This is a genomic window from Acidisarcina polymorpha (assembly GCF_003330725.1).
Lineage (GTDB): Bacteria > Acidobacteriota > Terriglobia > Terriglobales > Acidobacteriaceae > Acidisarcina > Acidisarcina polymorpha.
Map to the genome: position 1 here is coordinate 1,754,822 of NZ_CP030840.1, position 25,642 is coordinate 1,780,463.

General features: G+C 59.1%; 23 protein-coding genes, 1 tRNA gene and 1 pseudogene. 9 read left to right on the top strand and 16 right to left on the bottom strand.

Translation table 11 applies throughout. The annotated features are described in order from the left end of the window. Positions 1-54 precede the first annotated feature (54 nt). The gene (locus tag ACPOL_RS07635; RefSeq protein ID WP_161557247.1) at positions 55-1,488 is read left to right on the top strand and encodes a sensor domain-containing protein; all 1,434 of its coding nucleotides are present in this window, start codon (positions 55-57) and stop codon (positions 1,486-1,488) included. Between the two features lie 180 nt (positions 1,489-1,668). After that, positions 1,669-3,438, top strand: a complete 1,770-nt coding sequence (locus ACPOL_RS07640; RefSeq protein WP_114206529.1) for an alpha-glucosidase — start codon at positions 1,669-1,671, stop codon at positions 3,436-3,438. Between the two features lie 48 nt (positions 3,439-3,486). On the opposite strand, the gene ACPOL_RS07645 is transcribed toward ACPOL_RS07640, so the two are convergent. Further along, a complete protein-coding gene (locus tag ACPOL_RS07645) occupies positions 3,487-3,876 on the bottom strand; it encodes a secondary thiamine-phosphate synthase enzyme YjbQ (RefSeq protein ID WP_114206530.1) in 390 nt (129 codons plus the stop codon). Positions 3,877-4,050: 174 nt separating this feature from the next. On the opposite strand from ACPOL_RS07645, the gene ACPOL_RS07650 reads away from it, so the two are divergent. Continuing rightward, a complete protein-coding gene (locus ACPOL_RS07650; protein WP_114206531.1) occupies positions 4,051-4,830 on the top strand; it encodes a class I SAM-dependent methyltransferase in 780 nt (259 codons plus the stop codon). A gap of 150 nt (positions 4,831-4,980) precedes the next feature. Here ACPOL_RS07650 and ACPOL_RS07655 read toward each other — a convergent pair whose 3' ends face one another. The 3 genes from ACPOL_RS07655 to ACPOL_RS07665 all read right to left on the bottom strand — a co-directional run bounded on the left by ACPOL_RS07655 (position 4,981) and on the right by ACPOL_RS07665 (position 8,106). Then, a complete protein-coding gene (locus ACPOL_RS07655; protein WP_114206532.1) occupies positions 4,981-6,174 on the bottom strand; it encodes a glycosyltransferase in 1,194 nt (397 codons plus the stop codon). 110 nt (positions 6,175-6,284) lie between these two features. Next, positions 6,285-6,848, bottom strand: a complete 564-nt coding sequence (locus ACPOL_RS07660) for a DinB family protein (RefSeq protein ID WP_114206533.1) — start codon at positions 6,846-6,848, stop codon at positions 6,285-6,287. 91 nt (positions 6,849-6,939) lie between these two features. Then, positions 6,940-8,106, bottom strand: coding sequence for a PHP domain-containing protein (locus tag ACPOL_RS07665; protein ID WP_114206534.1), 1,167 nt, complete (start codon positions 8,104-8,106; stop codon positions 6,940-6,942). Positions 8,107-8,425: 319 nt separating this feature from the next. Here ACPOL_RS07665 and ACPOL_RS07670 point away from each other — a divergent pair, with 319 nt between their 5' ends. Beyond that, positions 8,426-9,328 carry an ABC transporter ATP-binding protein gene (locus ACPOL_RS07670; RefSeq protein WP_114206535.1) on the top strand — a complete coding sequence of 301 codons (903 nt, stop codon included), beginning with the start codon at positions 8,426-8,428 and terminating at the stop codon, positions 9,326-9,328. 87 nt (positions 9,329-9,415) lie between these two features. Then, a complete protein-coding gene (locus ACPOL_RS07675) occupies positions 9,416-10,168 on the top strand; it encodes a metallophosphoesterase family protein (protein ID WP_114206536.1) in 753 nt (250 codons plus the stop codon). Here the strand turns inward: ACPOL_RS07675 and ACPOL_RS07680 are convergent. The 10 genes from ACPOL_RS07680 to ispE form a co-directional block, all read right to left on the bottom strand. After that, positions 10,113-11,195 (bottom strand): LLM class flavin-dependent oxidoreductase, encoded by a 1,083-nt coding sequence (locus ACPOL_RS07680; RefSeq protein WP_114206537.1) that lies wholly within the window; start codon positions 11,193-11,195, stop codon positions 10,113-10,115. The genes ACPOL_RS07675 and ACPOL_RS07680 overlap by 56 nt on opposite strands. Continuing rightward, positions 11,195-12,217: an ATP-grasp domain-containing protein gene (locus ACPOL_RS07685; RefSeq protein ID WP_114206538.1), complete on the bottom strand. Its 1,023-nt coding sequence runs from the start codon at positions 12,215-12,217 to the stop codon at positions 11,195-11,197. Before ACPOL_RS07685 ends, ACPOL_RS07680 begins: the two co-directional genes overlap by 1 nt. A 298-nt stretch (positions 12,218-12,515) precedes the next feature. Further along, positions 12,516-12,965: a 50S ribosomal protein L9 gene (gene rplI / locus ACPOL_RS07690; protein WP_114206539.1), complete on the bottom strand. Its 450-nt coding sequence runs from the start codon at positions 12,963-12,965 to the stop codon at positions 12,516-12,518. A gap of 89 nt (positions 12,966-13,054) precedes the next feature. Further along, positions 13,055-13,486, bottom strand: coding sequence for a 30S ribosomal protein S18 (gene rpsR / locus ACPOL_RS35435; protein WP_114206540.1), 432 nt, complete (start codon positions 13,484-13,486; stop codon positions 13,055-13,057). Positions 13,487-13,570: 84 nt separating this feature from the next. Further along, on the bottom strand, positions 13,571-14,047 hold the full coding sequence (rpsF, locus tag ACPOL_RS07700; protein WP_114210690.1) for a 30S ribosomal protein S6: 477 nt from the start codon (positions 14,045-14,047) through the stop codon (positions 13,571-13,573). Positions 14,048-14,119: 72 nt separating this feature from the next. Further along, a complete protein-coding gene (gene pth, locus ACPOL_RS07705) occupies positions 14,120-14,812 on the bottom strand; it encodes an aminoacyl-tRNA hydrolase (RefSeq protein WP_338026763.1) in 693 nt (230 codons plus the stop codon). Between the two features lie 3 nt (positions 14,813-14,815). Then, the gene (locus ACPOL_RS07710) at positions 14,816-15,520 is read right to left on the bottom strand and encodes a 50S ribosomal protein L25 (RefSeq protein WP_114206541.1); all 705 of its coding nucleotides are present in this window, start codon (positions 15,518-15,520) and stop codon (positions 14,816-14,818) included. A 150-nt stretch (positions 15,521-15,670) separates the two neighbouring features. After that, positions 15,671-16,771, bottom strand: coding sequence for a ribose-phosphate diphosphokinase (locus ACPOL_RS07715; RefSeq protein ID WP_414633339.1), 1,101 nt, complete (start codon positions 16,769-16,771; stop codon positions 15,671-15,673). Between the two features lie 113 nt (positions 16,772-16,884). Continuing rightward, positions 16,885-16,958: transfer RNA gene (locus tag ACPOL_RS07720), tRNA-Gln, on the bottom strand. A 91-nt stretch (positions 16,959-17,049) separates the two neighbouring features. Further along, positions 17,050-18,111, bottom strand: a complete 1,062-nt coding sequence (ispE, locus tag ACPOL_RS07725) for a 4-(cytidine 5'-diphospho)-2-C-methyl-D-erythritol kinase (protein ID WP_338026764.1) — start codon at positions 18,109-18,111, stop codon at positions 17,050-17,052. Between ispE and ggt the strand changes: the two genes are divergently transcribed. The 4 genes from ggt to lpxD all read left to right on the top strand — a co-directional run bounded on the left by ggt (position 18,110) and on the right by lpxD (position 23,299). Further along, a complete protein-coding gene (gene ggt / locus ACPOL_RS07730) occupies positions 18,110-19,885 on the top strand; it encodes a gamma-glutamyltransferase (RefSeq protein ID WP_236657311.1) in 1,776 nt (591 codons plus the stop codon). The genes ispE and ggt overlap by 2 nt on opposite strands. 71 nt (positions 19,886-19,956) lie before the next feature. Continuing rightward, positions 19,957-20,781: a sugar phosphate isomerase/epimerase family protein gene (locus ACPOL_RS07735; RefSeq protein WP_114206542.1), complete on the top strand. Its 825-nt coding sequence runs from the start codon at positions 19,957-19,959 to the stop codon at positions 20,779-20,781. A 60-nt stretch (positions 20,782-20,841) separates the two neighbouring features. Further along, a complete protein-coding gene (asnS, locus tag ACPOL_RS07740; RefSeq protein ID WP_114210695.1) occupies positions 20,842-22,221 on the top strand; it encodes an asparagine--tRNA ligase in 1,380 nt (459 codons plus the stop codon). A gap of 49 nt (positions 22,222-22,270) precedes the next feature. After that, a complete protein-coding gene (gene lpxD / locus ACPOL_RS07745) occupies positions 22,271-23,299 on the top strand; it encodes a UDP-3-O-(3-hydroxymyristoyl)glucosamine N-acyltransferase (RefSeq protein WP_114206543.1) in 1,029 nt (342 codons plus the stop codon). 101 nt (positions 23,300-23,400) lie between these two features. Here the strand turns inward: lpxD and xseB are convergent, their stop codons facing one another. Together xseB and ACPOL_RS07755 are read right to left on the bottom strand one after the other, a co-directional pair. Further along, a complete protein-coding gene (gene xseB / locus ACPOL_RS07750; RefSeq protein WP_114206544.1) occupies positions 23,401-23,619 on the bottom strand; it encodes an exodeoxyribonuclease VII small subunit in 219 nt (72 codons plus the stop codon). Continuing rightward, positions 23,606-25,554: pseudogene (locus ACPOL_RS07755) on the bottom strand (bifunctional homocysteine S-methyltransferase/methylenetetrahydrofolate reductase). The gene xseB and the pseudogene ACPOL_RS07755 overlap by 14 nt, the downstream one beginning before the upstream one ends. Positions 25,555-25,642: the final 88 nt, after the last annotated feature.

Below are 25,642 nucleotides of genomic sequence, written 5' to 3' on the forward strand. Positions count from 1 at the left end.
GTAGTGAACCGGCCCGATTTGCCGATGATCCTTCTTGAGCGGAGATCGATCGCCATGTTCAAGGAAGACGGGAGCGCCGCGCTCCGCAGTAGCGAGAATCGCTTCCACTTGCTGGTCGACTCGATCGAAGACTACGCCATTTACATGCTCGATGCTCGCGGCCAGGTCATCACCTGGAACCGGGGAGCGGAGATCAATAATGGCTACAGCAGCCGTGAGGTCTTGGGACGGAACTTCAAGATGTTCTTTGTCCCTGAAGACGTACAGGCCCACGTGCCCGCCCTGGAACTGGAGAAAGCAAGCCTCCAGGGACGCGTTGCCGGAGAGGGGTGGCGGCTGAGAAAAAACGGAGAGCGATTTTGGGCCAGTTTCGTCATTACCGCCATCCGGGATCCGGTCGGAAGGCTTACTGGTTTCGCAAAGGTGACCCGCGACTTAAGTGAGCTCAAGCGCCAGCGCGATGCCTCGCTGGTGTTGGAGCTGGCCCTGAAAGAAGAACGCGATTGTCTCTATCGGGCGGCTGAATGCAGTATGGACGCTTTGTACTTGTGTGAGTCGATTCGTGATAGCAACTTCGACATCGAAGACTTCGTTTTCACTTACCTGAACTCGAATGTCGAGAAGATGACCGCCCTTTCACGAAGTTCAATGTTGGGCGCCAGGATGTGCGAGATCTTTCCCGAGCATCGCCACAATGGGCTTTTTGACCGGTATAAGCAGGTAGTCATCACCGGAGAGGGCTACGTCGAAGAATTGCCTACGGAAAGGGACGTCCCCTCTTCCCCTTGGGTGCGCATCCAGGCGATCAAGTTAAATGACGGTGTCGCGATTACAATCTCGAACGTCACCGAGCGAAAGCGCACCGAGGAGTGCGTGCTGCACGCGGCCCACCACGATAACCTTACCGGCCTGCCCAACCGAAGTCTGCTGCGGGATCGCATCGGCCAGGCGATCGAACGAGCCAAGCGCTTCGGTGGAAAGGTGGCAGTCTTCCTGGTCGATCTAGACGCCTTCAAGTCAATCAACGACACCTTTGGGCACTCCAGCGGTGATGGGGTTCTGGTTGAAGTCGCGGTCCGCCTCAAAGGCTCGGTGCGCGCCACTGACTCTGTCATTCGGATTGGCGGCGATGAGTTCGTCATCGTTATGCCCGACATCACCGAGGATTGTGACACTCTCGCTTGCGCGGACAAGATCATCGATGCGCTCCATACTCCCATTGAGGTAGAGGGTCACTCCCTCTCAACCACCTGTAGCTTAGGGGTAGCGATTTACCCCGACTCTGGCCAGACGATCGAGGAACTCCTGTCCGAAGCCGACTCGGCAATGTACGTTGCCAAGAGAGGCGGGAAGAACCAGTTTCGCGCTGCCGTTGCCAGTGCTCAGGTAGGCCAGGCAGGAAATAAACTCGAGACAACGATCCACCCAACGAGCAGAAACTCGGCCGATAGCCTCAAACTCGTGCCGCAGTCCGATTTGAGGGAGTAGGCTATTCTGGGACTTCGCCAGAGCCCTATGGGCGCAGTTCTCCTATCGATCTATTCGATCTATGCCGGCGTGTGGATGACCACCGTGGCTTCTCCCCAGAAAGCCGCTCTGGCTCACCATCGAAGGTGCACAAGGTAGGAGAACTGCTTTAACCTTGCTTTGACTTTCGGGAGACCGCCAATGAACTTCCTCACCACCAACAAAATACTGATTGCCGCTCTACTTAGTTCGAGCCTCGCTGTACCATCCTCCTTCGCCCAAGATCACGCTACACCCGCCAGGTCGCACACCCTCTCGGCTGAGTCCACCCCGGACAATCAGTGGTGGAAGGGTGCAGTCATTTATGAGATCTATCCGCGGAGCTTTCAGGATTCGAATGGCGACGGCATCGGCGATCTCAATGGCATCACCTCACGGCTCGATTACTTGAAGGTGCTCGGCGTCGACGCGATTTGGCTGACCCCGATCTATCCGTCCCCTCAGGTCGACTTTGGCTACGATATCTCCGACTATGAGGCCATCGACCCCGCCTACGGCACTCTCGCTGACTTTGACCATCTCGTCGCCGAGGCCAAGAAGCGCGACATCAAGATCATCATGGATATGGTCATGAACCACACTTCGGATAAGCACAAGTGGTTCCTTGAGTCGGAGAGCTCAAAGACCAATCCCAAACGGGACTGGTACGTTTGGAAGGACGGTAAGGCGCCTGGCCAGCCGCCGAATAACTGGACTTCCGTCTTCGGCCATTCGGCCTGGCAGTTCGATCCAAAAACGAACCAGTACTACTATCACAAGTTCTATATTCAGCAGCCCGATCTGAATTGGAACAATCCAAAGGTCCGCAAAGCAATGTACGACACCTGCCGCTTCTGGATGAGGCGCGGCGTCTACGGCTTCCGTTTGGACGCGATTCCAACCCTCTTTGAAGATCCCCAACTGCGCGACGAACAGGTCATCAAGGATGCAGGCGGGAATCCAAAAATCAACGCATTTGGCGATCAGGAACTCGACGACTCGCTCACCAACAACCTGCCTGAGGTCCACGACGTTCAGAAGGAACTGCGCAAGGTCATCGACGAGTTCCCCGGCCGGGTGCTCATCGGCGAGACTTATTTCAGCAACGTCGCCGATCTACGGAAGAGCTATGGCGCCAAGAACGACGAACTTCAGCTGCCGATGGACTTCCAGGTGGGCATGATCAATAAGCTCGACGTGAACGCCTTCCGCCAGCATATCGATGAGGTCGAGACCCAGATCGACAACGATCAGCCCCTGCTCGTCTTTGATAACCATGACAATCCGCGCATCGACGCACGCTATGGCGACGGTATCCACAACCTCGATATCGAGCGCATGCTGGCGACCGTCCTCTTCGCCACCCGCGACACCGCTCTTTTCTATTACGGCGATGAAATCGCCATGAAGACCACGCCGCCGGTCCGCAAGGAAGATGTGAAAGATCCGATCGGCATCACCGGCTGGCCGAAGGAGAAGGGCCGCGACGGCGAGCGAACCCCAATGCAGTGGACGCCCGGCCCCAATGCCGGCTTCACCACCGGCACGCCGTGGCTTCCCATTCCGCCCAGCTACGTCCTTTACAACGTCCAGACCGAGGTTCCCGACTACAACTCGATGCTGAACTGGTACAAGCAACTGATCGAGCTGCGCCGTCAGAACCCCTCCGTCGGCAAAGGGAATAACGTCACCCTCAACAAAAGTGACACCAAAGTGCTTGCCTGGGCCCGGCAGTTGGAGGGGCAGCCGACCGTGGTCATCGCTTGCAACTTCACTGCCGACCCGCAGAGATTCGCCTTCGACTTCAGCGGTACCGGGATCACCGGAAAGCAGGCGAAGACCCTGATGAAGACCCCCGGCAGCAGCGATCCGGCTTCGCTCGACGCGGTCAACTTGCCGCCCTTTGGTGTCTACATCGGTCAGATCGAGTAACGGATCCCGACGGAAGCCTAACGCGCGGAGACGCCGCAGGCTTCCGTTTCAGGAGCCGGCAACAAAACTGACGGTCAGATTGCGGTCGCGCGGACCATCCAGTTCGACGAGGATCACCCGCTGCCAGGTGCCGAGAACAAGAGTACCATCCTCGACCGGAACGCTGGCCGCGGCGCCGATCAACGACGAGAGGATGTGGTCAGGTACATGAGCGGGGTTATGCGGATGCCGGTATTTCAGCTTAGGCATCATCGCCTCGAAGGCGTCCAGCATATCCAGATCGGTTCCCGGATCGAGATCTGCGGTGGTGAGCGCCGCTGTCGTATGCTGCACGTGAACAAAGCAAATCCCAGTCGAGCCGGACAGCAGTTCTTGAACTTCGTCGGTGATGTCGACAATCTCGCGCTTCTTTCGCGTCTTGACGCTCAACCTTCGCATATGTCTTCCTCCTTCAACCTGGTAAATTCTTTCGAACGCCACCCTTGCTGGGATGCTCTTTGCTTGCATCCGCGGACGGTCGTAGCTAGGCTGCCAGAAGAAAGCGACCCTGCCATGAATGTCGTTTCGGTGCTGGTGGAGTGCTCGCGCGCAAGAAACTCGTGAAAGGGCTCCGTGGCAGATAGCAGTCGAGGAGGCACTCGCGGCGTTGAGCCCCGGGATTCGAACGCCATCCGCCATCCCGAGATGGCCGCCGGTGGATACGCGAGCAACAATGGGACGGTCGAGTTCTATCAACGCGTCGTCGCCGTTCTCCCACAGGATGGCGTAGTTCTCGACCTGGGTGCGGGACGAGGCTCCGATTTCGAGGGGGACCACGGAGCATGGCATCATTGGCTCATCCAGCTGGGAAAAAGGCATTCGTGCCGCATCGGGGCAGACATCGATCCCATCGTGCAGACCCATGCGTATTTGGATCAAGCGGTTGTTATCGAGGCCGGTCAGCCCCTGCCCTTCCCCGACCAATCCTTCGATCTGGTGCTTTGTGACTGGGTGCTCGAACATGTCGATGATCCCAACCAGTTCGTTGCCGAGATTCGCCGCGTGCTCAAGGTCGGGGGATGGTTTTGCGCTCGAACCCCAAATCGCTGGAGCTACTTCAGCGTAGGAGCCCGGTTATTGAAGAGTCGCTTAGGAAACAGACTTCTACGTCTGCTCCAGGCTCACCGTCCGGAGACCGACAAATTTCCCAAGTATTACCGGTTGAACACACTCGGCGCCATTCACCAATATCTTCCCGCAACGCTATGGACAAATGCCACGTACACCCACAACCCCGATCCAGGATATGCCGGCAACTCGAGTGCCTTTTACCATCTTATTGAGCTCTACCAGCGGCTTATTCCCAAGACCTTAGGGACAGTGATCCTGATCTTCGCTCGCCGCCTCGGTTAAAGCGGCTGGTGAAATCGAAACGCAGCTTTAGCGTGCCAGGTATTCCGGTGTTCCGAAAATCGGTTCTTTGAGCCTTCCTTGGCGGAAAGGCTTGCCGGCTGGCTGGTGGGTTGCGTCCAGGAGCGGTACTTCTACTCTGCCAGAGCCTTCCTAAAGTGCCGCTCGCCAGGCGACGTTGCGGGCCAGCTTCGGCGCCACTTTCTCATACGCCTCATACACTCCTTCGAAGACCGCATCCCACGAAGCTGTCAACGCATATTGGCGTGCCGCCCGGCGCATTGCGGAATGGCGCTGCGGATGCTCCAGGATAGACGCGACTGCGGCAGCAAAGCTGGTATCTTCGGCGATCAGTCCGGTTTCCCCGTCGCGAACGATGTGGCAAGGTCCCCCATCCGGGGTCACGATGGCCGGTACTCCCGAGGCCAATGCCTCCAGAACGACATTGCCAAAGGTGTCGGTATGTGAGGGAAAAACGAAGAGATCCATGTTGGCGTAGGCGGTGGACAACTCCGCTCCACGCAGAACGCCCGGCAACTCCGCCCTTGGCACATTCTCGCGGAGCCACGCTTCCTCCGTCCCATGGCCAATGATGAGGAAGCGAAAGTTGCTGAGACCCGCAGCGAGGAGCTGATCACCGATTTGCTTGAAGAGCATGACGTTCTTTTCGATCGAGAGGCGACCCACAAATCCAAGCACAAATTCGTCGTCGTCCGCGGATCTTTTGCGGTGCGCCGGCGAAAACAGCTGGGTATCGACCCCTCGCGGCATCAACAGGCACCGCCTTCCGGTCTTTCGCTCGAGCAGCCCGCACAAATCCACATTGGGGGCGAAAAGAATCTGAGCCAGCTTGTAGAACCGGGCTGTTGCTGCCAGCGTCACCTGCTTGATGTGCATTGCAGCGTTGGTCGAATGACCGACCGGCAGGAAGCGCAGGAACCACGACGAACGCTTCGCCGCGTATTCGTGAACATTGGTGTGCCATGAGGCGACTAGAGGAACCTGAAGCGAATGGGCCAGCCACGCTCCGATCATTCCCAACTCGCTGGGACCGGTGATGTGAATGATGTCCGGATTGAAGGCTCTTACTGTACGGGTGATGTAGGGAAGATGGCGAAGAAAACCGAGGTCGAATCGAAGGTCCTTCTCCAGAGCAAAGGAAAGAAAGCCGCGCTTAAGTTCGAGGCTCTCTACTTGCGACTCTTGGACGTGACGCTCCGTGCGATCCCCCGCTCTGACTGACAGAAATGGCATACCACGGCGCCGCGCATACGCCTCGAACTGCCGGCTGGTATGGGCCACTCCGTTGACTTCATGGAACGAGTCGGGAAAATAGGCCACGCGCATACGGCGAGTTTATTCCATTCCGTTGGCAGCGGGTTGACAGTCAGGTTAAGTCAGCATGGATGTTGCTAATAACATCAGGCTCAAAGACGGACGGTGGTCTTGCGCAATCTCTAATCGGCGTAACCCGGGCCCTGTGAGAAGCCGCACTCCTTCCACAGCCTTTCCCAATTCCAGATCCCGGAGGTCACCTCCTCCGGCAGCCGGAATCCGAGCAGATGCGCGAGCATACACACCTGGCCTCGATGATGCGCCTCGTGAGAAAGCATATAACCGAGCATCTCCGGCCCAACCGGCCAAGGCTGGGCCCAGCCATCTCTGTGGAACTGCTTGACCCGACCGCTGCCGTCAAGCACTTCAGCAAGCATCTCTCCGCAACGAGCTGCAATCTCCGCCAGGCCCTCACTAGCTCGCTGCGGGGTGCAATGCGCCCGGTTGAGTTGCAGTGGGACTTTCAGGTGGGGAGCCGTGAGCCTGACCCACTTGCAGCGCACATTGTGCATGTGCGTGAAGATTGCGGCGATGGTGCGCACATTGCCGGGCGGTCTAGCTCGCCAGGCAGCCGGGTCAAGGTGCTCGATAATACGCTGATTCATCCGCTCATTCGCGGAGAAGGTCTGGACGGCACTTCGACCGAGCAGATCTTGAAGATGAACCTTGCGTTGACCGGTCGTCACCGTATCCTCAGTCCTTGACTTAGGATGCCGCCAGGCGTTCGGCAACTCGGGGACTGCTGTAGACGGTCGCTTAGCGGCCGACGCAAGAATTCTAGTCGCCTAGCGCAAACCCTAGTTCACCGGATTCATCCCAGGCGCGCCGGAGACTGCCCGAGATTGGCCCGCTTCCCATCAGCCGGACTGCTTTGATGATGACGTTCACGTATCCGGGCACCGCACCGTTAGTCCAGAGTTCGCAAATTGGCCGAACTACGCCGTTCTGGTCGGGATGATAGACGCGCTCATCCCAGCGGCGCGAGCCCTGCGGGAATTCCGGATAATCGCGGATCGCATCGAGAGTCGATTGCAAGATGCGGTGCTTCCAGGGCTCTGCATATTGAGGCATAAAGAGCACGTTGCTGATGCCTTGATAGCGTACTTCGTGGACAAATTCAGTAAAGGTCGAGGCATTCGACAGGTTGATGTTGGCGTTCGGCTCGGTGCCGTGGCGATCACCGCCGGAGATCAGCAGCTTGCCGTACTTCGCCGCCATCCGTTTGACGGCGCGGTTCTCTGCCCAGATCCGAAGCCCATTCAACTCCAGCGCATGCATGAACTGCCCATTCTGCGCCATGAAGAAGTCGACGTAGGTCCGGTGTTTTTCTTCGCCGATCAGGTAGAGGTCCCACATCGGATGGTTGAAGATAATGAGCACATTCGGCAGCGCATGAAGGGCGGAGAGAATCTCGGTGAGACGGGCATTGGAGGGGTCGGCGGTAAATTCCTCAAAGGTCCGCATCCACTCAGCGCCGGTGTCGCTAGGCAGGTTGTGGATGCCGAGGTGAAATGACTGCTCACACGTGCCTTCAGGCCCAAAGAAAGGCGCGCTCCATTCCACTGATACTGGAATATGACGGGCGGCGGCGACCGTACGCAACAACATCGGTGCGGTGATGTTGTCGTGGTCGGTGATCGAGACCAACGGTGAGACACCGAGCGATTCGACTTGCTTGCTTTCAAGGTCGAAAGCCAACCGTGGAGTCAGAGGCGGCGTCCAGTAGCCGGCTGCGTAGTTGAGGCGGAGACCGTACCGCTCCCGCGCCCGTCCCTCGCCGAACGCTAGTAGTCTGCCGATCAGGCGCGACCGACTGCCCAAATTCGCCAGAAAGTCTAGCGTTTCCTTTGATTGGCTGGTGTGACTATGGAGGGAAACACCTGAAGCGAAGCCCTCGGCTGCGTGGCGGTCTTTCCAGAGGTACGAGATTTGTGATCCTGCCATGATCCTGCTCCCTGGTACTTCAGTCGTGTCGCCCTTTCTACTTGATTATTGCCTTGCACCATGAATGCGGCATTACGGGCAGGAAAAACAACATTCATAAAGGGAAGGAATCCAAAATGGTACTGCCCTACGATTATTTCACCGGCACGGGCTATTTTTATTTCACCCAACTAGCTTTTTTGGGCTGATTTCAACAATGGGTGGAGTGGCCTCAACCAACGTCCTGGGCGTTTGGATTGGCAAAGACTGGCTAGGAACGATCCCCCCCGCTCACAATCCATTTGAAACAGCGCTGGTAGTCTGAGATCTGACAAAGGTTATGGCCACACTCCTCGATGTGAAAAATCTCTCGATCTGGTTTCGCTCTGCAGGCCAGGAGCGGCTAGTGGTTGCCGATTCGAGTTTCTCCATTGACGAGGGAGAGGTGCTCGGTCTGGTCGGTGAATCGGGATCGGGCAAATCGGTTACCGCCTTGGCAGTCCTGCGTCTTCTCGATCCGGCGGCGCGGATCCAAGGGTTGATCCGCTTTGGCGGGATTGACCTGCTTACGCTGCAAGACAGCGAGCTGCGTAAACGCCGCGGGCGGGAGATCGCCATGATCTTTCAAGAGCCCATGACCGCCCTGAACCCGGTTATGACTATCGGCGAACAGGTAGCCGAAGCAATCCGCGCTCATCAGCCGGGACTCTCGCGTCGCCAGGTGCGCCGCGTTGCCATCGAGGCCCTCGAATCGGTCGCCATACCGGATGCCGCCAACCGCTACGTAGACTATCCCCACCAGTTCTCCGGAGGACAAAGACAGCGCATCCTCATCGCCATGGCCATCGCCAACCGGCCGCGGTTGCTGATTGCCGACGAGCCGACTACCGCCCTCGATGTAACCGTGCAGGCGCAGATCCTGGAATTGCTGGCTGAGCTCCGGAGCCAGTTCGGGCTGGCAATGCTTTTCATCTCCCATGACCTTGCGGTGGTGTCGCAGGTCGCGGATCGGGTCATGGTGATGCGCAATGGAATGGCGCTCGAAAGCGGTTCGACGGCGCAGGTCTTCCATGACCCGCTTCATCCCTACACGGCCAGCTTGATCGGAGCCATCCCCACGCTTACTACGGATCGGGACCTCCCGCTGGCAACGCTGACTCAGCAAGCGGAGGCGGACGGCGGACGGATGGTCGAGCGCTTCCCCGGCCACTGGGTTCGGCAATCCCAAATTCCGGCCTCCTGACAAGGTTGTAGCGCCACAGTCGCGCTGCTCCGAACACTGCAGCAATCCTGTAACATTGGTGAAGCCTTTTCGGGGCTTTCTTCCGCCATGCGCGCGCTCATCATCTCCGACGTTCACGCCAACCTGGATGCTTTGGAAGCCGTTCTCGAAGCCGCTCCGCCGCACGATACAGTATGGAACCTGGGCGATTCGGTGGGGTACGGAGCGAGTCCGAACGAAGTCATCGAGCGGGTGCGCGACCTCGGCGCGGTGTTCGTGCGCGGCAATCATGACCGCGCCTGCTGCGGGCTGATGTCTCTCGATGATTTCAATCCAATCGCCAGCCGTGCCGCGCAATGGACGCAATCCATCCTCACCGAAGAGCACACCGCTTGGCTGCTGGCGCTGGCGCACGGGCCGGTCCGGCCGAACGGGCCGACGGTCAGTGTGATGCACGGTTCGCCCGTCGATGAGGACGAATATTTGCTCTCGATGCGCGATGCATGGGAGCCTTTGCAGACGACCACGGCGCGCATCAATTTCTTTGGCCATACTCATCTACAGGGTGGCTTCGCGACCGATGGGGAACGGATCTTCAAAGTCAATGCCTTCTACAGCACCCGTAATGGTGCGGAGGAGTGCGAGATTGAGCTTCGCGAAAGCGCGAAATACCTGATCAACCCAGGATCGGTCGGGCAGCCGCGCGACAATGACTGGCGCGCCGCCTGTGGCATTTATGACGACGAAAAAATGACCATCAGCTTTCTTCGCATCCCCTATGACGTGCGTGCTGCACAGATGAAAATCATCCGCGCCGGTCTTCCTGACCGTCTCGCATTCCGCCTGCGCGAAGGCCGTTAGACCGGTCCTGTCCAGGAATAATCTGAGCAGCGAAGCGCTCCATCTCTTCCCTCTGCGGACTCGATTGAAGCAACACCAGATCGACACCTGCGGCAGCAAATTCTTCCAGCCGCGCGCTCACCTGCTCCGGAGTGCCCACCAGGCCGCTTCTCAATCCTCGATTGGAAACAGAGTAATCCTCGAGCGAGATCTTCTGTTCGAGATTGGAGCCGGTAATCCATTGCTGATAATTCGCGTAACCGCGCGCTGATTGGCGGACATCGGTAACCCGGGCGAGTTCCTTCTGCGCTTCGGCCTCCGAGTCCCGGACGATGGAATAGGCCGCGATCCCATATTTCATTGGCGGCAATTCCAACTGTTCCCGGCGACGGCGCATATCTGTAACCTTGGCTGCGACAATATCCGGAGGATCGCCATGCATCAGGTAGGCATCGCACTTCGATGCAATCAGTTGCTTTGCCGTCTCCGACTCCCCGCCCGCATAAAACGTCGGCCGCGGCTGAGTCACCGGCTTTGGCGAGAGCATATTGTCACTGACACTGTGATACTTTCCCGAGTATGAGAAATGCTGCTGCGACCAGCAGCCGTTGACCACCTCGAGCCACTCCGCGGTCCGCGCATAGCGATCGTCATGCTGCTCAAATTTGACTCCGTACTTGGTCGCCTCATCGGCCCACCAGCTGGAGACAACATTCAAGCTAAGACGACCCTTTGCAATCTGGTCGATGTTTGCAGCCTGCTTGGCGAGCAATGCGGGATTGTGAAAAGTTGGCCTGACCGCAACCATCAACTCCAGCTTGTTGGTCACCGCAGCCAGTGCGGCTGCGGTCGACCACGCATCGAGCGAAGGCGCTTCGACACCCTTGATGTCGTTGAGGTTCAATTCCGCGATAAGGGTCAAGTCGTAGCCGATCTGTTCGGCGCGCTGGGTTAGGTCGCGGGCGTAATCCCAACTCGCATCCATTCCTTCTTCATCAACATTACGCAGCCACCCGCCGAAGACCGGAAGCCAGAATCCAAAGCGCATTAAATGATCCCTCGTACGGCTAAATCCCGTTCGGGGGCCCTAGACGCATCAGAAGCCTGAGAGGCTTCGGCTTGGATCCAGTCGACCAGGCTCGCGAACGGATCAAAGCCAATCACCCGCGGCCCGTCGGCGACAAAGTTTGAGAGCGCATTGATGTCGTAGTAAAGGCGCTGACCGTCACGATCGTCGGTCATGTACTCAACGCCGCCGATCTCGATGCCTGCGTGGCGCATGATCCGCTCGACATCCGCGATGACCTCGGCGGGCGGGGTGTAGGCCTCGACCCGGATGCCCGACTTGGGCGCGTCGATGGCGCAGGCGCCGCGATTCAGATCGACTCCATCGGTGGTGCGGCATATATCCGCGGGGCACAAGTCGAAGGTCTCGCCGGTGATGTGCACCTTGATGGCATAGAGATAGCGGCCATCGAGAACCTCGACGCGGACGATATGCGCGTCGCGCGCGGGGATGAACTCCTGCACCAGCGCGGTCGAGTCGAGCCCGAAGACGAGCGCGTTTTCACTGGCGGCCTTTCCAAGGCTGTCAAAAGAATCGAACCGCTTCACGCCCGCGCCGCTGCCGCCGATATTTGGTTTCACGACGACCGGCCAGCGCAGGCCCTCGCTGGCAATGGCGGCCTGACTGGCGCGATGAATCACTCGAGCCTTCGGATAGGGGAGGCCAAGCTCTTCGAGCAGCGTAAGCTGCGCGGCCTTGGAAAGCTCCATGCGGAAAGCCTTCAGACCGTTGATGACGCGAACGCCGCGCCGTTCCAGGTGTTCGAGATAGCCAAGCGTATAGAAGATGGAGTCCCCGTGTGCTCGGTTCCACGCCGAAGGGCTCATCCGGTTGAAGACCAGCGAGTATTGGTCCTCGAGACGATCCTCGGCTGAATAGGAGTGCTCGACAGCATTCAAACGGACATAGTTGGCGCCGCGACGATCGAGTTCGGCAAAGAGGGGCTTGAACCAGTGGGGCTGTTCGTAATAGATAGCGATGGGCTTGTGGGAATGCGAGGCCATATCCAATAGTTTAATGCTTACGCCTTCGCTGACATCAAATCACGGCCGGCAACAGGAGAGCGAATGACGCAGCAAGACAGTATGTCCGCGCGCAGCCGTCGGCTTCTTTCCGGCTGAGTGTGGCGTTCCTGGGACCGCGGCGAAAGACACTTGAAGGTAAGCAGGGGTTGCGAATGAGAACGATGTGATCCATGCGGGATAGGTCAGAGGAACCTTCGCTCAATCTGGAGGACTGCAAACCGAAGGCGGTTACGTTTGATCCTTGCGGCATCTCAAAAGACGCCGCAAGGATCGGTAATTATGCTTCTTCTGCTGCAATGACGACCTTCAAGTGAGCCGTAACCTCGCGATGCAGGCGCACCGGCACCAGGAACTCGCCAAGCGACTTCAGCGGCTCGTCTAGATGGATCTTTCGGCGATCGATGGTGAAGCCCTTTTCTTCAAGTTGCTGGGCGATGTCAGACGAGGTGACCGACCCAAACAGGTGGTCGTTCTCGCCGGTTTTGCGAGTGAAGTTCAGTGAGGCCGCATCCAATTGCGCGACCAGCGACTCGGCCTCGGTCTTCTCTTTAGCGGACTTGCGGACTGCCGAGTTCTTCATCTGCTCAATGACTGCCTTGTTGGCCGCGTTGGCCTCCATGGCTAGGTTCTGCGGCAGCAGATAGTTGCGGCCATACCCAGCGGCGACCTTGACTACGTCGCCGCGATGACCCAGGTTGTTCACATCTTCTTTCAGAATGACTTCCATAACCAATCTCCTCAGCTATACAGCCGGCAACCCCAGGTATCAAAGCGAGACCCGCAGAACGGGACCTGGGTCACTCGATTTCTTCGAAGCTAGAACCGCGCAGCGAATGGCAGCAACGCAATGTTGCGGGCTTGCTTGATCGCGCGCGTCAGCTTGCGCTGGTGGGTGGTGCAAACGCCGGTCAGACGGCGCGGAACGATCTTGCCGCGCTCGGCCACAAACTGCTGCAGCAGACGGACTTCGCGGTACGGGATCGCGTCAATCTTCTCGGTGCAGAATTTGCAGACTTTCTTGCGGCGGAAGAACTTGCGTCCGCCACCGCCAGGGCCGCCAGGACCTGCGGGGCGTCCGGCGCCGGCCGGGCGTGGACCCGAGCTGTGGCCTTGATAACCGGAAGAAGATCCGCCGGTGTGCCCAGAGGGGGAATGCCCCGGGTTCGATGGGCCGCTGTGTTCGCTGCGCCCTGGATTCTCACTTCGCCCTGCTGGCTCAGTTCTTGGTGTGCTGGTTTCGTCAGCCATTATTTCCTCATTCCTTCTTTGCCGGGGGACCGCAGTCACCCAGCGAAATCAATGCCGGCAACTTGCCGGCGATCACTCTAACCCTTAAACCGTTGCGGTCGCGGCTTCGGGAACGGTCTCCGCCGGTATGGCAGCGGCAGGTGCAACCGCTGCAGCCGGAGCTGGCGTCTCTTCGACTGCGGCGGCGAGCGGCGCGGGAGCCGCAATCGGCTGAGCGCTCAGCTTTTTGCGGCTGGCGCGAAGAGCCTTCACCTTGTCGAGACGCTTGGTCTCTTCATCCATACGAACGGTAATGAACTTGATCACCGGTTCGATAACGCGCAAGCGCCGCTCGACTTCCGCGATCAACTTGCCGTCAGCGTCGACCGTGAGCAGGACGTAGTTGCCGTCGTTGAATTTGCGGACCGTGTAGGCGAGCTTGCGGCGACCCAGTTTTTCGATCGAACGAATCGCTCCACCCCCGCCGGTAATGGTGGTTTCGAGGCCGGCGATCAATTTGTCCAAGTCCTCATCCAGCACGTCCGGCCGAACAATGAACATCACTTCGTAAAAACGTTGCACCATTTCGCTTCTCTTTTCTCGCCGCTGCATTCCGCCACGGTGACAGTTACTATTTGCCTTTTGCTGCGTTGCCTACTCGGCGGAGTCGTTTTTCTCCCGCCCATTCCGCTTGTTGAATTCGTTCATCGCAGCGCCTACGCCCTGCGTCAAAATCACTTCCACGGCTTTCGCCGCTCGATCCAGCGCCTCGTCCAATACCACCAGTTCGGCCTTCCGAAAAGGCGTCAACACATATTCCTTGCGACTCCTGCGGGCCGATTCCGCAGCTGCCGGCAATTCCGGGGCAACTCCGATCCGAACCCGAATCCACTCTTCACTGCGGAGCGCGCCAGAGATCGACTTCACCCCGTTGTGCCCCCCGGAACTGCCTCGTTCGCGGATGCGCAACGTGCCCAGCGAAAACTCAACTTCGTCGTAGAGCACGATCAGGTCGCGCTGAGCGTCCACTTCGTATTCTTTGACCAGCGCCTGAACGGCCACGCCGCTCAGGTTCATAAAGGTCTCGGGTTTGGCCAGGATTACATCTCTGTTAGCGATCCTGACCGTCGCCGTCAATGCCCGGCAGCGCCGGTTTGCTACCACCGCACCGTGGTTGCCGGCGATCCTGTCGATCGCGAGGAACCCCGCATTATGCGGCGTGAACTGATACTCAATGCCCGGATTTCCCAAACCGACCACCAGCACCTTACCCGAACCCGTCGCGATGCGAGTTGAAGCATCGTAGGGGTCGGTAGCCTGGTCTGACAACTTAGGGAAGTCCGCCAAGTCTTACTTCTTTGCGGCCTTCTTGTCGCCCGCCGGAGCAGCAGCTGCGGCATCCGCATCCTGCTTACCCTTCTTGGCGACCTCAGGTTCTGAGGGACCCGCAGCGGCCACCGCATCCACCGTCGGCGCAGCCTCTTCCTTGATCGATACAACGTGCGCAACTGTGGCCGTCTCATCACCCAGGAACTTGAACTTGCCACCGTGCGGCAGGTCCGAAATCCTGAGCACGTCGCCGAACGCCAGGTTCGAGACATCGACATTGATATGGCTCGGAATGTCCGCAGGCAAGCATTCAATTTCAACTTCGCGCAAGACCTGATCGAGAATGCCGCCACCCTGCTTGACACCGACAGGAATGCCTTCGAGCAGTACAGGAACTTCGACCTTCATGGCCTTATCCATCGCAATGCGCTTCAAATCGATGTGGATGAGGCGGTCTTTGATCGGTTCGTATTGCCAGTCGACAATCATAACCTTGGTCTTCGCCGCAGAACCGGCAACCTCGAGATCAAAGATGGAATTGTGGCCCGACTCCGAATGCAAAATACGCAACATCTGCTTGGGATCAAGCTCGATGGCCAGCGCCGGCTCCTTCGCGCCATAGACAACTGCGGGAATTTTGCCTTGAACGCGCACCCGGCGGGCGGCGTTCTTGTTGAACTTTCCCTCGCGGGGAGTGGCTGCGACAACTTCCGATATGCTTGGCATCTTTCTTCCTTTCGGGCACGCGATGCAGCATCAGATCTGCCGCTCTGTCCGCTCCCTTTATGGCCGGCACTCTCACTTGAGAACCCCAGCAAATTCTTGTCTCGCAAACCGAATCAGCGAGAAGCTTTCAACTAAGGCCGGAAGAAACCCTTAACTGAACAGCGTGCTGACGCTGGTTTCCATATGAATGCTCTCGATGGTCGCTGCCAGTAGACCGGCAATCGAGAGCACCTTAATCTTGGCTACCTTCTGCGCCTCTTCTCGCAGCGGAATCGAGTTGGTCACGACCAACTCCTCCAGGCTCGAGTCGGCGATCCGCTTGATCGCCGGTCCCGACAGCACCGCATGCGAAGCACAGGCGTACACCTTGTTAGCCCCATTAGCCAGCAGGGCGTCGGCAGTCTTCACCAGCGTTCCTGCGGTATCTACGATGTCGTCGATGATCAAGCAGGTTTTGCCCTGCACATCGCCGATGACATTCATCACTTCAGTGACGTTGATGTCAGTGCGCCGCTTATCCACGATGGCCAGCGGAGCGCCCATCTTCGTCGCAAAAAACCGCGCGCGCTCCACACCGCCCGCGTCCGGGGAGACCACAATCAAGTTCGGCAAATCCAGCTTCCGGAAGTAGCTCACCATCACCGGGCTGGCGAACATATGATCCACCGGAATATTGAAGAACCCCTGGATCTGGGCCGCGTGCAGATCCATAAACAGCGCCCGGTTTGCCCCCGCGGTCGTCATCAAATCTGCCACCAGCTTGGACGAAATCGCCACTCGCGGCCGGTCCTTGCGGTCTTGCCGCGCATAACCGTAATACGGAACAACTACTGTGATCCTGCCCGCTGAAGCCCGCTTCAGCGCGTCGATCATGATTAGCAGCTCAACCAGATGCTGGTCCACCGGATTACAAGTCGGCTGGACCACGAACACGTCCACGCCGCGAACATTCTCCAGCAGCTGAAAGTAAATCTCGCCATCGGCGAAGCGCTGCACCTTGGTTTCGCCCATCGGCAGCCCGATGATTTCGCAAATTTCCGCGGTCAGCTTCCGGTTTGCCGATCCTGAGAAAATCTTGAAGCGCTTATCTTCGTTCTGCCTGGATCCCCGGTTCTTTCCGCTTGGCTTCGCGTCTGGCGGCTTGTTGTCGGGCGGTCGACCGTCGCCGCCTTTCATGCGTTGAGCCGATATTTCCTGCGCGCCCGGTACCTCTGGCGCGACTTCAAACAGTTCTGCCGTTTCCGTCTTCACTAGAACCTCCCAAAGCTGGTTTGCCGTTGGTTGTCCTGCTGCCTTGGTTGTATCCGGCTCTTTTGTGCCGGGTTTCCTGCAGTTGCGAAACTTCCTACTACTGTTTAAAGCCTTGGCTGGGCGACTAGGATTCGAACCTAGACGAAGTGCTCCAAAGGCACTTGACCTACCATTAGTCTATCGCCCAGTGTTTACACCAAAACCAGTGTAACCGCCGCGATAATGGCTGCGCCAGCGGACTTGAAACCGGCTGCGAAATGCAGCGCTCAGCCACCAGGCTAAGCACCCGCCGCATCGGCAATCTTGTCACACCAATACTCCGCCCGCGGCAACGTCCGGGTAATTTGAGCAGTTATGCCCAATTTCCCCAGCCGCAGATGCGCCGCTTTTGCTGCTTCCGTGGTTGCGTAAAGCCCGAAAACGGCTGAACCCGAACCAGAGAGCGCCGCATAGAGAGCCGACTGCTCCGGTTTCTCTGGATCAGGAACCGCAAGAATGCGCTTAATGTCGCCGAGAAGGGGGTATTGAGGAAAGACGACCTGTTCGAAGTCGTTTTCAAACCCGGTTCGGACAAGCGCGAGAAGCGGATCCTCGGCCAGGTCTCCCCGTTGGGGTGAGACACCGGAGGAGTGCGGGCTGCTCCATGCAGAAGCGAGAGACCGACTCAACCTTCTTATCCTATCGGACGCTGGATCATAGGTCAAGCTGGCGGAGACTCTGGCATCCCAATCGCGAAATGCTTGTGGGGTCGACACGCTCACCTCGGGTGTCGCAATCACGCAGGGCCAGGAAGAGAAATCAGGCAGCGGATACACCTCTTCGCCGCGCCCCAGGCCAAGCACCGAGCCGCCAATGAGGAAGAGAGGAACATCCGAGCCGATCTCCGCCGCCAGCTCGAGACGATCCGGCCCGGGAAGCTGCAGCCCCAGCTCCCGCTCCAGGCCGATCAAGGCGGCAGCCGCGTTCGCCGAACCAGCGCCAAGGCCGCCCTGCACCGGAAGCCGCTTATTGATGGCAATGTGGACCTCCGCGGCGATGCCAAGTCGCGCCAGCGCCTTGTCCACCATCCGCCAGGCAGTGTTGCGTGAGTCGGCAGGAACTCCAACATGGTTACAAGCCAGACTGATCCTCGAATTCGTCTCGCCCGGATGCAGCCTGGCATCCACCGTCACCAGATCATGCAGTTCGAGCGTCTGGTAGAGCGTCGCCAGCCCATGAAAACCATCCGGACGAGTAGGGCCGATGGCCAGACCGAGATTGATTTTGGAGTAGGAGCGAATGCTCGTAGACATGGAGATTTGATTGTAAATAGCGGCCAGCAAGGAAAGCAGCGTAGTCATGGCAGTAAACCGAGGTAAAATCCCTGCAACGATGCCGTCAGAATTCACCGCCAAAGGACTCTTGTGGACCTCTCTGCTGGCTGCCTCCCCTCTGTTGAAAGCCGAGGCGCCTCCGGCGAACTACCTCAGCGAACAACCCGCCCAGACCCAGCACGCCATGGTCGTCAGCATCCACCACCTCGCCGCTGATGCGGGCGTCGAGATCCTTCGCCAAGGCGGCAACGCCGTCGACGCAGCAGTGGCAACCGGCTTTGCCCTTGCCGTGGTCCATCCGGCAGCAGGCAACATCGGCGGCGGCGGCTTTATGCTGATTCGTCTGCATAACGGCAAGTCGACCTTCATCGACTATCGCGAAAAGGCCCCGCTGGCGGCAACCGCCAATATGTACCTCGACGCCAAAGGCAACGTCATCCCCGACGCCAGCACGATCGGATACAAGGCCATCGGCGTTCCCGGCTCGGTCGCCGGCATGGCGTACGCGGAGAAGAAATATGGCCGGCTCGACCTTAAGAGGGTCATGCAGCCCGCACTCCGCTTGGCGCGCGATGGATTCGTCTTGAGTACTGAAGAAGCTGCGGAGCTTCACGAGCAGGACCTTGCCCGCTTTCCGGAGTCGAGGCGGATCTTTCAACGCGACGGCAATTACTACCAGCCGGGCGAATTCATGCGCCAACCGGAGCTAGCCCGAACCCTGGAACGGATCGCCGATAATCCCGACAGCTTCTATCACGGCGACCTGGCCCGCGATGTCGCTCGCGCGGTGCGCAGCGGCGGAGGCATCCTCACCGAGCGCGACCTTGCCACCTACGAAGTGAAAGAACGCGAGCCAGTTACCGGAACCTATAAGGGATATACTGTCATCAGCGCGCCCCCGCCTTCTTCCGGCGGAGTCGCCTTGATCGAAGCCCTGAATATCCTGGAAGGCTACAATCTCTCCCGGCTCGGCGATCGCGCCCCGGCGGAGATGCACCTGATCGTCGAAGCTTACCGGCGCGCCTACATGGACCGGGCCGATTACCTCGGCGATCCAGATTTTGCCAGCCTGCCGGTCGACCAGTTGATCGACAAGAAATATGCGACGGCTTGGCGAACGGGAATCGAGGTCGATCAGGCGACCCCCTCATCGACTCTGCGTAGACCAGCTGGCTTTCTGCCCCCGCCACCCAAAGAGGAAAAAACGCCCGATCACGTCAACACCACGCATTATTCGGTCGTCGATGCCGAAGGCAACGCCGCCTCGGTAACCACTACGCTGAACAATTCCTTCGGGTCAGCGGCGACCGCCGAGGGACTTGGCTTTCTGTTGAACGACGAGATGGATGACTTCGCCGCCAAACAGGGTGTACCCAATTTGTACGGTCTGATTCAAGGACCAGCCAACGCGATCGCTCCAGGCAAGCGTCCTTTGTCCAGCATGACTCCGACCATTGTCCTGAAAGACGGCAAGCTCAGCATGGTGCTTGGATCTCCCGGAGGAGGGCGCATCATTACTACCGTCGCCAACATCTTCCTTAGCGTTGCCGAGGAAGGCCTCAACATCCAGCAGGCGGTGGATGCCCCGCGATTTCATCACCAATACCTGCCCGACGTCCTCGATCTCGAGCCCGGATTCTCCGCGGCGACAACTGCAGGCCTGCAGGCCCTCGGCTACTCGCTTGATACCACCGAGCAATCCTGGAGCGATGGCGAATGCATCTTCGTCAACCCACACACCGGATTTTTGGAAGGAGGTCAGGACCACCGCCACACCTACGGCAAGGCCGCCGGGTACTGACACCGGCCCGGGATTCAACGGGATGAGAAGATAGAATGCAGCCTGCATGAAGGCTGAAGATTGAGTTGACTATGCTGAAGGCCATTTCTACCCATGTTTTTCTTCGTCAGCGGCTTCATCCGGGCCTGCTCGATTCTCTTGCCAGAAGCGGTGCGGAAGCGATCGAGGTTTTCGCCGCCCGTCAGCACTTCGATTACACCAGCAAGACCCATGTGAATGAAATTGCGGATTGGTTTCGTTCGAACACGGTGACCCCGTTCTCGATCCACGCTCCGCTTTACTTCGACCATGACATGGGCCGCGCCGGAGCACCGGCGGTCAATGTGGCCCATCCCGAGAAAACCCGGCGCATCGACTCCATGGACGAGATCAAACGCGCCATCGAAGTCGCCGAACAGATCCCGCTGAAGTACATCGTCATCCATCTCGGTGAGCGGCACGATACCTGGAGCCCCCGGACCCTTGAGCACGCACTCACGGCGCTCGAGCACCTACGCGCTTTCGCCAGCCCGCTCGGCGTCAAGTTAAATGTCGAGAACATCCTCAACGAGGTCACCCAGGCGGAACACATCCTCGAGATCCTGAGGATCGGCCATTTTTCCGACATTGGCGTTTGCCTCGATACGGGACACGCCCACATCAGCGGCGGAGTCGATCAAGTCGTCGGCGAACTCAAACAGCACATTCGCTCCTCCCATATTCACGACAACCACGGCGAGAAAGACGAACACCTCTGGCCCGGTGACGGAACCGTCGAATGGCCTAAGGCGATGGCGGAACTACAATCCTCTCAGGCTCTGGAGGCGGCCGTGCTCGAAATCCACTATGCCCTCGAAGACGCCGCCGAGGCCGTCGCCGCCAAGGCCAAAGAAGCCTTCGCTAAGCTCCTTCCCTAGGCTCCCCCAATTGCAATGAGCCCCTGGCTGCAATAAGCGATGCAGAAAGAACCAAAAATTATGCCGGAACAAACAAATCCAGAATCCGTAACCACCATTGCGACATCTCCATCGGTTGCCACGATCGCCGCCATCGGCGCCCACGAAGGCCAGACCGTCACCCTTCGCGGATGGCTCTACGCCTTAAGAGAGAGCGGCAAGCTGCTCTTCCCGATCTTTCGCGACGGCACCGGTACCATCCAGGGCATCGTGCCAAAGGCCGCCGTTTCCGCGGAGACCTTCGAGACGATCCGCCAGTTGACTCAGGAGTCGAGCGTCATCGTCACCGGCAAGGTCCGCGCCGACAAGCGCGCCCCCGGCGGCTATGAACTCGATGTCGAAGCAGTCGAAGTCCTCCAGCGCGTTCCCGAAGACGACCCTTTCCCCATCACCCGTAAGGAACACGGCGTCGACTTCCTCATGGAGCATCGTCATCTCTGGATCCGCACGCCTCGGCAGTCGGCCATCCTGCGCATCCGTGCCGAGATCATCAAAGCGGCGCGCGACTATCTCGACGACAACGGCTTCATCCTTACCGATCCGCCAATCCTTACTCCAGCCGCGTGCGAAGGCACCAGCACGCTTTTCCCCGTCGATTATTTCGGAGACGAGGCCTACCTTACCCAGAGTGGCCAGCTCTACATTGAGAGCACCGCCCTGGCGCTGGGCAAGGTCTATTCCTTCGGACCAACCTTTCGCGCCGAGAAGTCGAAGACCCGCCGCCATTTGACTGAGTTCTGGATGGTCGAGCCAGAGATGGCCTACGCCGGTCTCGACGACCTCATGGCGCTCGCCGAACAATTCCTCAGCTTTATCGTCGAACGCGTCCTCACCCGGCGCGCCCTCGACATCGCCGTCCTCGGCCGCGACGTCGCCAAGCTCGAGGCCATCCGCGCCCCGTTCCCCCGGCTCAGCTACGACGACGCCGTGGCCATGCTTCACGAGGCCTACGAAAAAGGGCTGGCGCCCGAGCTCATCCAAAGCAAATTTGAATACGGCAACGACTTCGGCTCTCCCGATGAGACCTACTTATCGTCTCAGTTCGACCGGCCCCTGATGGTCCACCGCTATCCGGCTGCGGTCAAGGCCTTCTATATGGAGCCCGATCCCGAAAACTCGAAATATGCCCTCTGCGTCGACGTCCTCGCCCCCGAAGGCTACGGCGAAGTCATCGGCGGTTCGCAGCGTGTCGCTTCCTACGACCTGCTCGCAAAGCGGATCGAAGAACACCACCTTCCGCTCGACGCCTTCCAGTGGTACCTCGACTTGCGCCGCTACGGTTCCGTTCCTCACTCCGGCTTTGGCATGGGCATTGAGCGTGTCGTGGCCTGGATTTGCGGACTCGAGCATGTGCGCGAGACGATTCCTTTCGCGCGAACGCTCAACCGGATCTATCCATGAAGAACAGTCCCATGCGAGAGAATGATTCGACGGGCGATGCGGCGCCGCTATGATTCCGCTGAAACAACTCGCTGAGCTGCTGGAACTCGAACTGCGATGCGCCTCCGGTGATCCGGAGACCATCGCCGTCGTTTCCGTCTCGAGCATCGCCGCCGCCCAGCCAGACTCGCTCGTCTTCGCCACCGACTCCGCTTCCGCTGCGGCCGCGCTGAGTTCGAATGCCGCCGCCGTCCTGCTCTCCAACCAGCACCTTCCCAAGCAGGCCGCCCGGAAACCGCTGCTGCTTAGCGCGAACCCGAAGCTCGACTTCGCCCGCGCCGCCAACCTCCTGCGCCGCGAAGAGCGGCCAAGCGGCATTCATCCCGCCTCGGTGGTCGACGCCACCGCGTCCCTCGCAACCACCGCCTCGGTAGCCGCCTGTGCAGTCATCGCTGCCGGAGCAGTAGTCGGCGAACGCACCGTGATCGGAGAAGGCGCGGTCATCGGAGCAGGCGTGACCATCGGCGCCGATTGCCGCATCTATCCTCGCGTCGTCCTCTACCCCGGAACCCAGCTCGGCGATCGCGTCATCGTCCACGCCGGGGCCGTTCTCGGCAGCGATGGCTATGGTTACGTCCGTGACCCAGCCACCGGCGAATACCTGCAGTTCCCCCAACAAGGCAAGCTAATTATCGAGGACGACGTCGAAATCGGCGCCAACACCACCATCGATCGGGGCGCGCTCGATGCTACCGTCATCGGACGAGGCGCCAAGCTCGATAACCTCATTCATCTCGGCCACAACGTCATCATCGGCGAGAATGTGCTGATCGCCGCCCAGACCGGCATCTCCGGCTCGACCACCATTGGGAAGAATGCCATCATCGGCGGCCAGGTCGGCGTCGGCGATCACGCCCACATCGGCGAAAACGTCATCCTCGGCTCTCAGGCCGGAGTCTTGCCGGGAAAGAAACTCCGCGCCACCGGCGGCATTCTCTGGGGCACTCCCGCCCAACCGCTGCAGCACATTCTAAAAGAACTTGGCCTGCTGAGGCGTTTGCGGCGGGCGAGTCAACAAGAAGCGGACGGCGAAAGTTAGATCGGCGGGGCATGATTCCGGGCTATACTGCCGCCGGATTGTGCACTGACCGTCAATGTCCGTGGGGCGTCAAATCAGTCGCTGTGCATCTCGGCCCGAGGTTACTTCCCCGGAAACGGCTCGGCCCGCATGGATCCGTCCCGTTCCTTCATCAGGATCTGGACCTTCCCCTCCGCTGCATCGAGCTCCTGCTTGCATGAGGAGGACAGCCGAACGCCGTCCTCGAAGAGCCGAATCGATTCCTCCAATGGAAGATCGCCGTGTTCCAATTGATCAACAATCTTTTCCAGCTGCTTCAGCGATTCTTCAAACGTTGCCAACCCGCAGTCCCTCGACCTTCACTTCTTCTTCCGCGCCGGCTGGCTCGACGGCCGGCACATTCATTCGCGGCAACACGTCGGCAATCACCTCGGCAGCCACGGTGTAACGGCCAAACGGAGCGCTTACCTGGACACCCTGAATTCCGCCGTAGCCCATCTCCCTCGCCGATTTCAGCATCTCCTGGGCAATCCGGACGCCCTCGGCCCGGGCCAGCTCGGGAGTATCCGCCTGCTGCATCCGCAACAAAATCTGGTCCGGGACACTGACCCGGAGATCGTTCTTCATGAACTCCGCATTACGCAGGCTCGTCAATGGCCAGATCCCTGCGATCACCGGAATGCGGAAACCCTCGATCCGCTTCAGAAACGCCTCGAGTACATTCAGGTCGAAGACTGGCTGAGTGATCGCATACTCCGCGCCCGCCTCGACCTTATACGCAAACCTGCGAATTTCATTATCCAGATCAGGAACGCCCGGATTTGCGGCGACCCCCATGGTGAATCCGGTCGACGCCCCAATGCCATTTCCACCAATGTCCAGGCCGTGGTTGAGCCGGTTGACGATGTTGACCAGCCCGATTGCATCCACATCGAAGACCGCGGTGGCGTCGGGATAGTTCCCCAGCTTAGGGGGATCGCCGGTCAAGCACAGAATGTTCTTGAGCCCGATCGAAGACGCTCCCAGCAGGTCGCTTTGAATGCTCAGCACATTCCGGTCCCGACAGGTGTAATGCAGGACAGTCTCGATTCCCGCCTGCTGCTGGATCTGGATACACAAGCTCTGGGCGCTCATCCGCGCCGATGCGCGGGGAGAGTCGGGGACGTTGATGGCATGTACGCCGAGGTCGGAAAGCAGCTTCGCTCCGGCAAGTTCCTTGGCGCAGGAGATACCCCGCGGGGAGACAATCTCGACCAGCGTGACGAACTCACCACGGGCGACCAGGCCGCCAATGCGTGAGCGCTCGGCAAGCGGAGCAGGAGGAGTCTCGGTAACAATCGCCTCCCGCGTAGCAGGGCCCGCGACCGCGGTCTTCTGCGCTAAAACCGCCCGCACAGCGGACTTCATCGCGCGGATGTGGTTGGGAGTCGTCCCGCAACAGCCGCCCAGGAACTGGACCCCGGCCTTGAGGAACTTCTTCGAGAAGTTCGCCATGTATTCGGGCGAGCACAGATAAATGTTGCGGCCCTCGATTGCGCGCGGCATGCCCGCGTTCGGCATCACCACTAACGGAAGCGAAGTAGCCGCGGCCATGCGCTCGACGGCGGTCAGCACTGTCGCCGGCCCGGCGCTGCAGTTCACCCCCAATCGCATCGGCGCCCCCAGGCGGTCAACTTGGTGGCAGCCGTCTCGCAGGAAGCGCCATCGAGGCAGTTGGCTTCTTCATCGACGGTCACCAGCGCCAGCACAGGCACATCCGGCGCTACCTCATGCGCAGCCAGGATCGCCTGCTCTGCTTCATTCAATGCCGAAATTGTCTCGATCACCAGGAAGTCGACACCGCCCGCGACCAGGCCGGCGATCTGATCTTTAAAGGCAGCTCTTGCTTCCTCAAGCGAAGTTTTGCCGAGCGGCTCCAGAAGGATACCCAGCGGCCCGATCGAACCCGCGACCCACGCATCTCCAGCCTGCTTGTCGGCGAGCTGGGCGACCGCTTGCCGGGCCAGCTTTGCACCCGCCTTATTGATCTCGAAGACCTTGTCCTGCAGCCCATAGCGCGCAAGACGCAATGCGTTCGCGCCGAAGGTGTTGGACTCGATAATTTCCGCTCCGGCCTGAAGGTATTCTTCATGGACGGAACGCACCAATTCAGGCTGCGATAGATTCAGTTCGTCGTAGCACCGATTGATAAAAATCCCGCGCTCATACAGCATTGAGCCCATCGCCCCATCGAAAAGCACTGCGCGTTCACCGAAGAGTTCCTGTAGACGGCTCATGGCTTCTCCTGTCCGTTGGCTGCAATTATGCGCTCGCGTCAGCGCCCCGTTTGCCCTGATCGGCTTTGTTATACTTTAGCTTCCAGGA

What these genes read in the sequence shown, in the direction of transcription:
- ACPOL_RS07635 (WP_161557247.1), top strand. Translation starts at nt 55, where the DNA reads ATGTTCAAGGAAGACGGGAGCGCCGCGCTCCGCAGTAGCGAGAATCGC.
- ACPOL_RS07645 (WP_114206530.1), bottom strand. Translation starts at nt 3,876, where the DNA reads ATGCGAAGGTTGAGCGTCAAGACGCGAAAGAAGCGCGAGATTGTCGAC.
- ispE (WP_338026764.1), bottom strand. Translation starts at nt 18,111, where the DNA reads ATGACTACGCTGCTTTCCTTGCTGGCCGCTATTTACAATCAAATCTCC.
- ACPOL_RS07680 (WP_114206537.1), bottom strand. Translation starts at nt 11,195, where the DNA reads ATGCGCTTTGGATTCTGGCTTCCGGTCTTCGGCGGGTGGCTGCGTAAT.
- ggt (WP_236657311.1), top strand. Translation starts at nt 18,110, where the DNA reads ATGGCAGTAAACCGAGGTAAAATCCCTGCAACGATGCCGTCAGAATTC.
- ACPOL_RS07710 (WP_114206541.1), bottom strand. Translation starts at nt 15,520, where the DNA reads ATGCCAAGCATATCGGAAGTTGTCGCAGCCACTCCCCGCGAGGGAAAG.
- ACPOL_RS07670 (WP_114206535.1), top strand. Translation starts at nt 8,426, where the DNA reads ATGGCCACACTCCTCGATGTGAAAAATCTCTCGATCTGGTTTCGCTCT.
- ACPOL_RS07665 (WP_114206534.1), bottom strand. Translation starts at nt 8,106, where the DNA reads ATGGCAGGATCACAAATCTCGTACCTCTGGAAAGACCGCCACGCAGCC.
- ACPOL_RS07640 (WP_114206529.1), top strand. Translation starts at nt 1,669, where the DNA reads ATGAACTTCCTCACCACCAACAAAATACTGATTGCCGCTCTACTTAGT.
- asnS (WP_114210695.1), top strand. Translation starts at nt 20,842, where the DNA reads ATGCCGGAACAAACAAATCCAGAATCCGTAACCACCATTGCGACATCT.
- ACPOL_RS07685 (WP_114206538.1), bottom strand. Translation starts at nt 12,217, where the DNA reads ATGGCCTCGCATTCCCACAAGCCCATCGCTATCTATTACGAACAGCCC.
- ACPOL_RS07735 (WP_114206542.1), top strand. Translation starts at nt 19,957, where the DNA reads ATGCTGAAGGCCATTTCTACCCATGTTTTTCTTCGTCAGCGGCTTCAT.
- lpxD (WP_114206543.1), top strand. Translation starts at nt 22,271, where the DNA reads ATGATTCCGCTGAAACAACTCGCTGAGCTGCTGGAACTCGAACTGCGA.
- ACPOL_RS07655 (WP_114206532.1), bottom strand. Translation starts at nt 6,174, where the DNA reads ATGCGCGTGGCCTATTTTCCCGACTCGTTCCATGAAGTCAACGGAGTG.
- rplI (WP_114206539.1), bottom strand. Translation starts at nt 12,965, where the DNA reads ATGGAAGTCATTCTGAAAGAAGATGTGAACAACCTGGGTCATCGCGGC.
- ACPOL_RS07675 (WP_114206536.1), top strand. Translation starts at nt 9,416, where the DNA reads ATGCGCGCGCTCATCATCTCCGACGTTCACGCCAACCTGGATGCTTTG.
- rpsR (WP_114206540.1), bottom strand. Translation starts at nt 13,486, where the DNA reads ATGGCTGACGAAACCAGCACACCAAGAACTGAGCCAGCAGGGCGAAGT.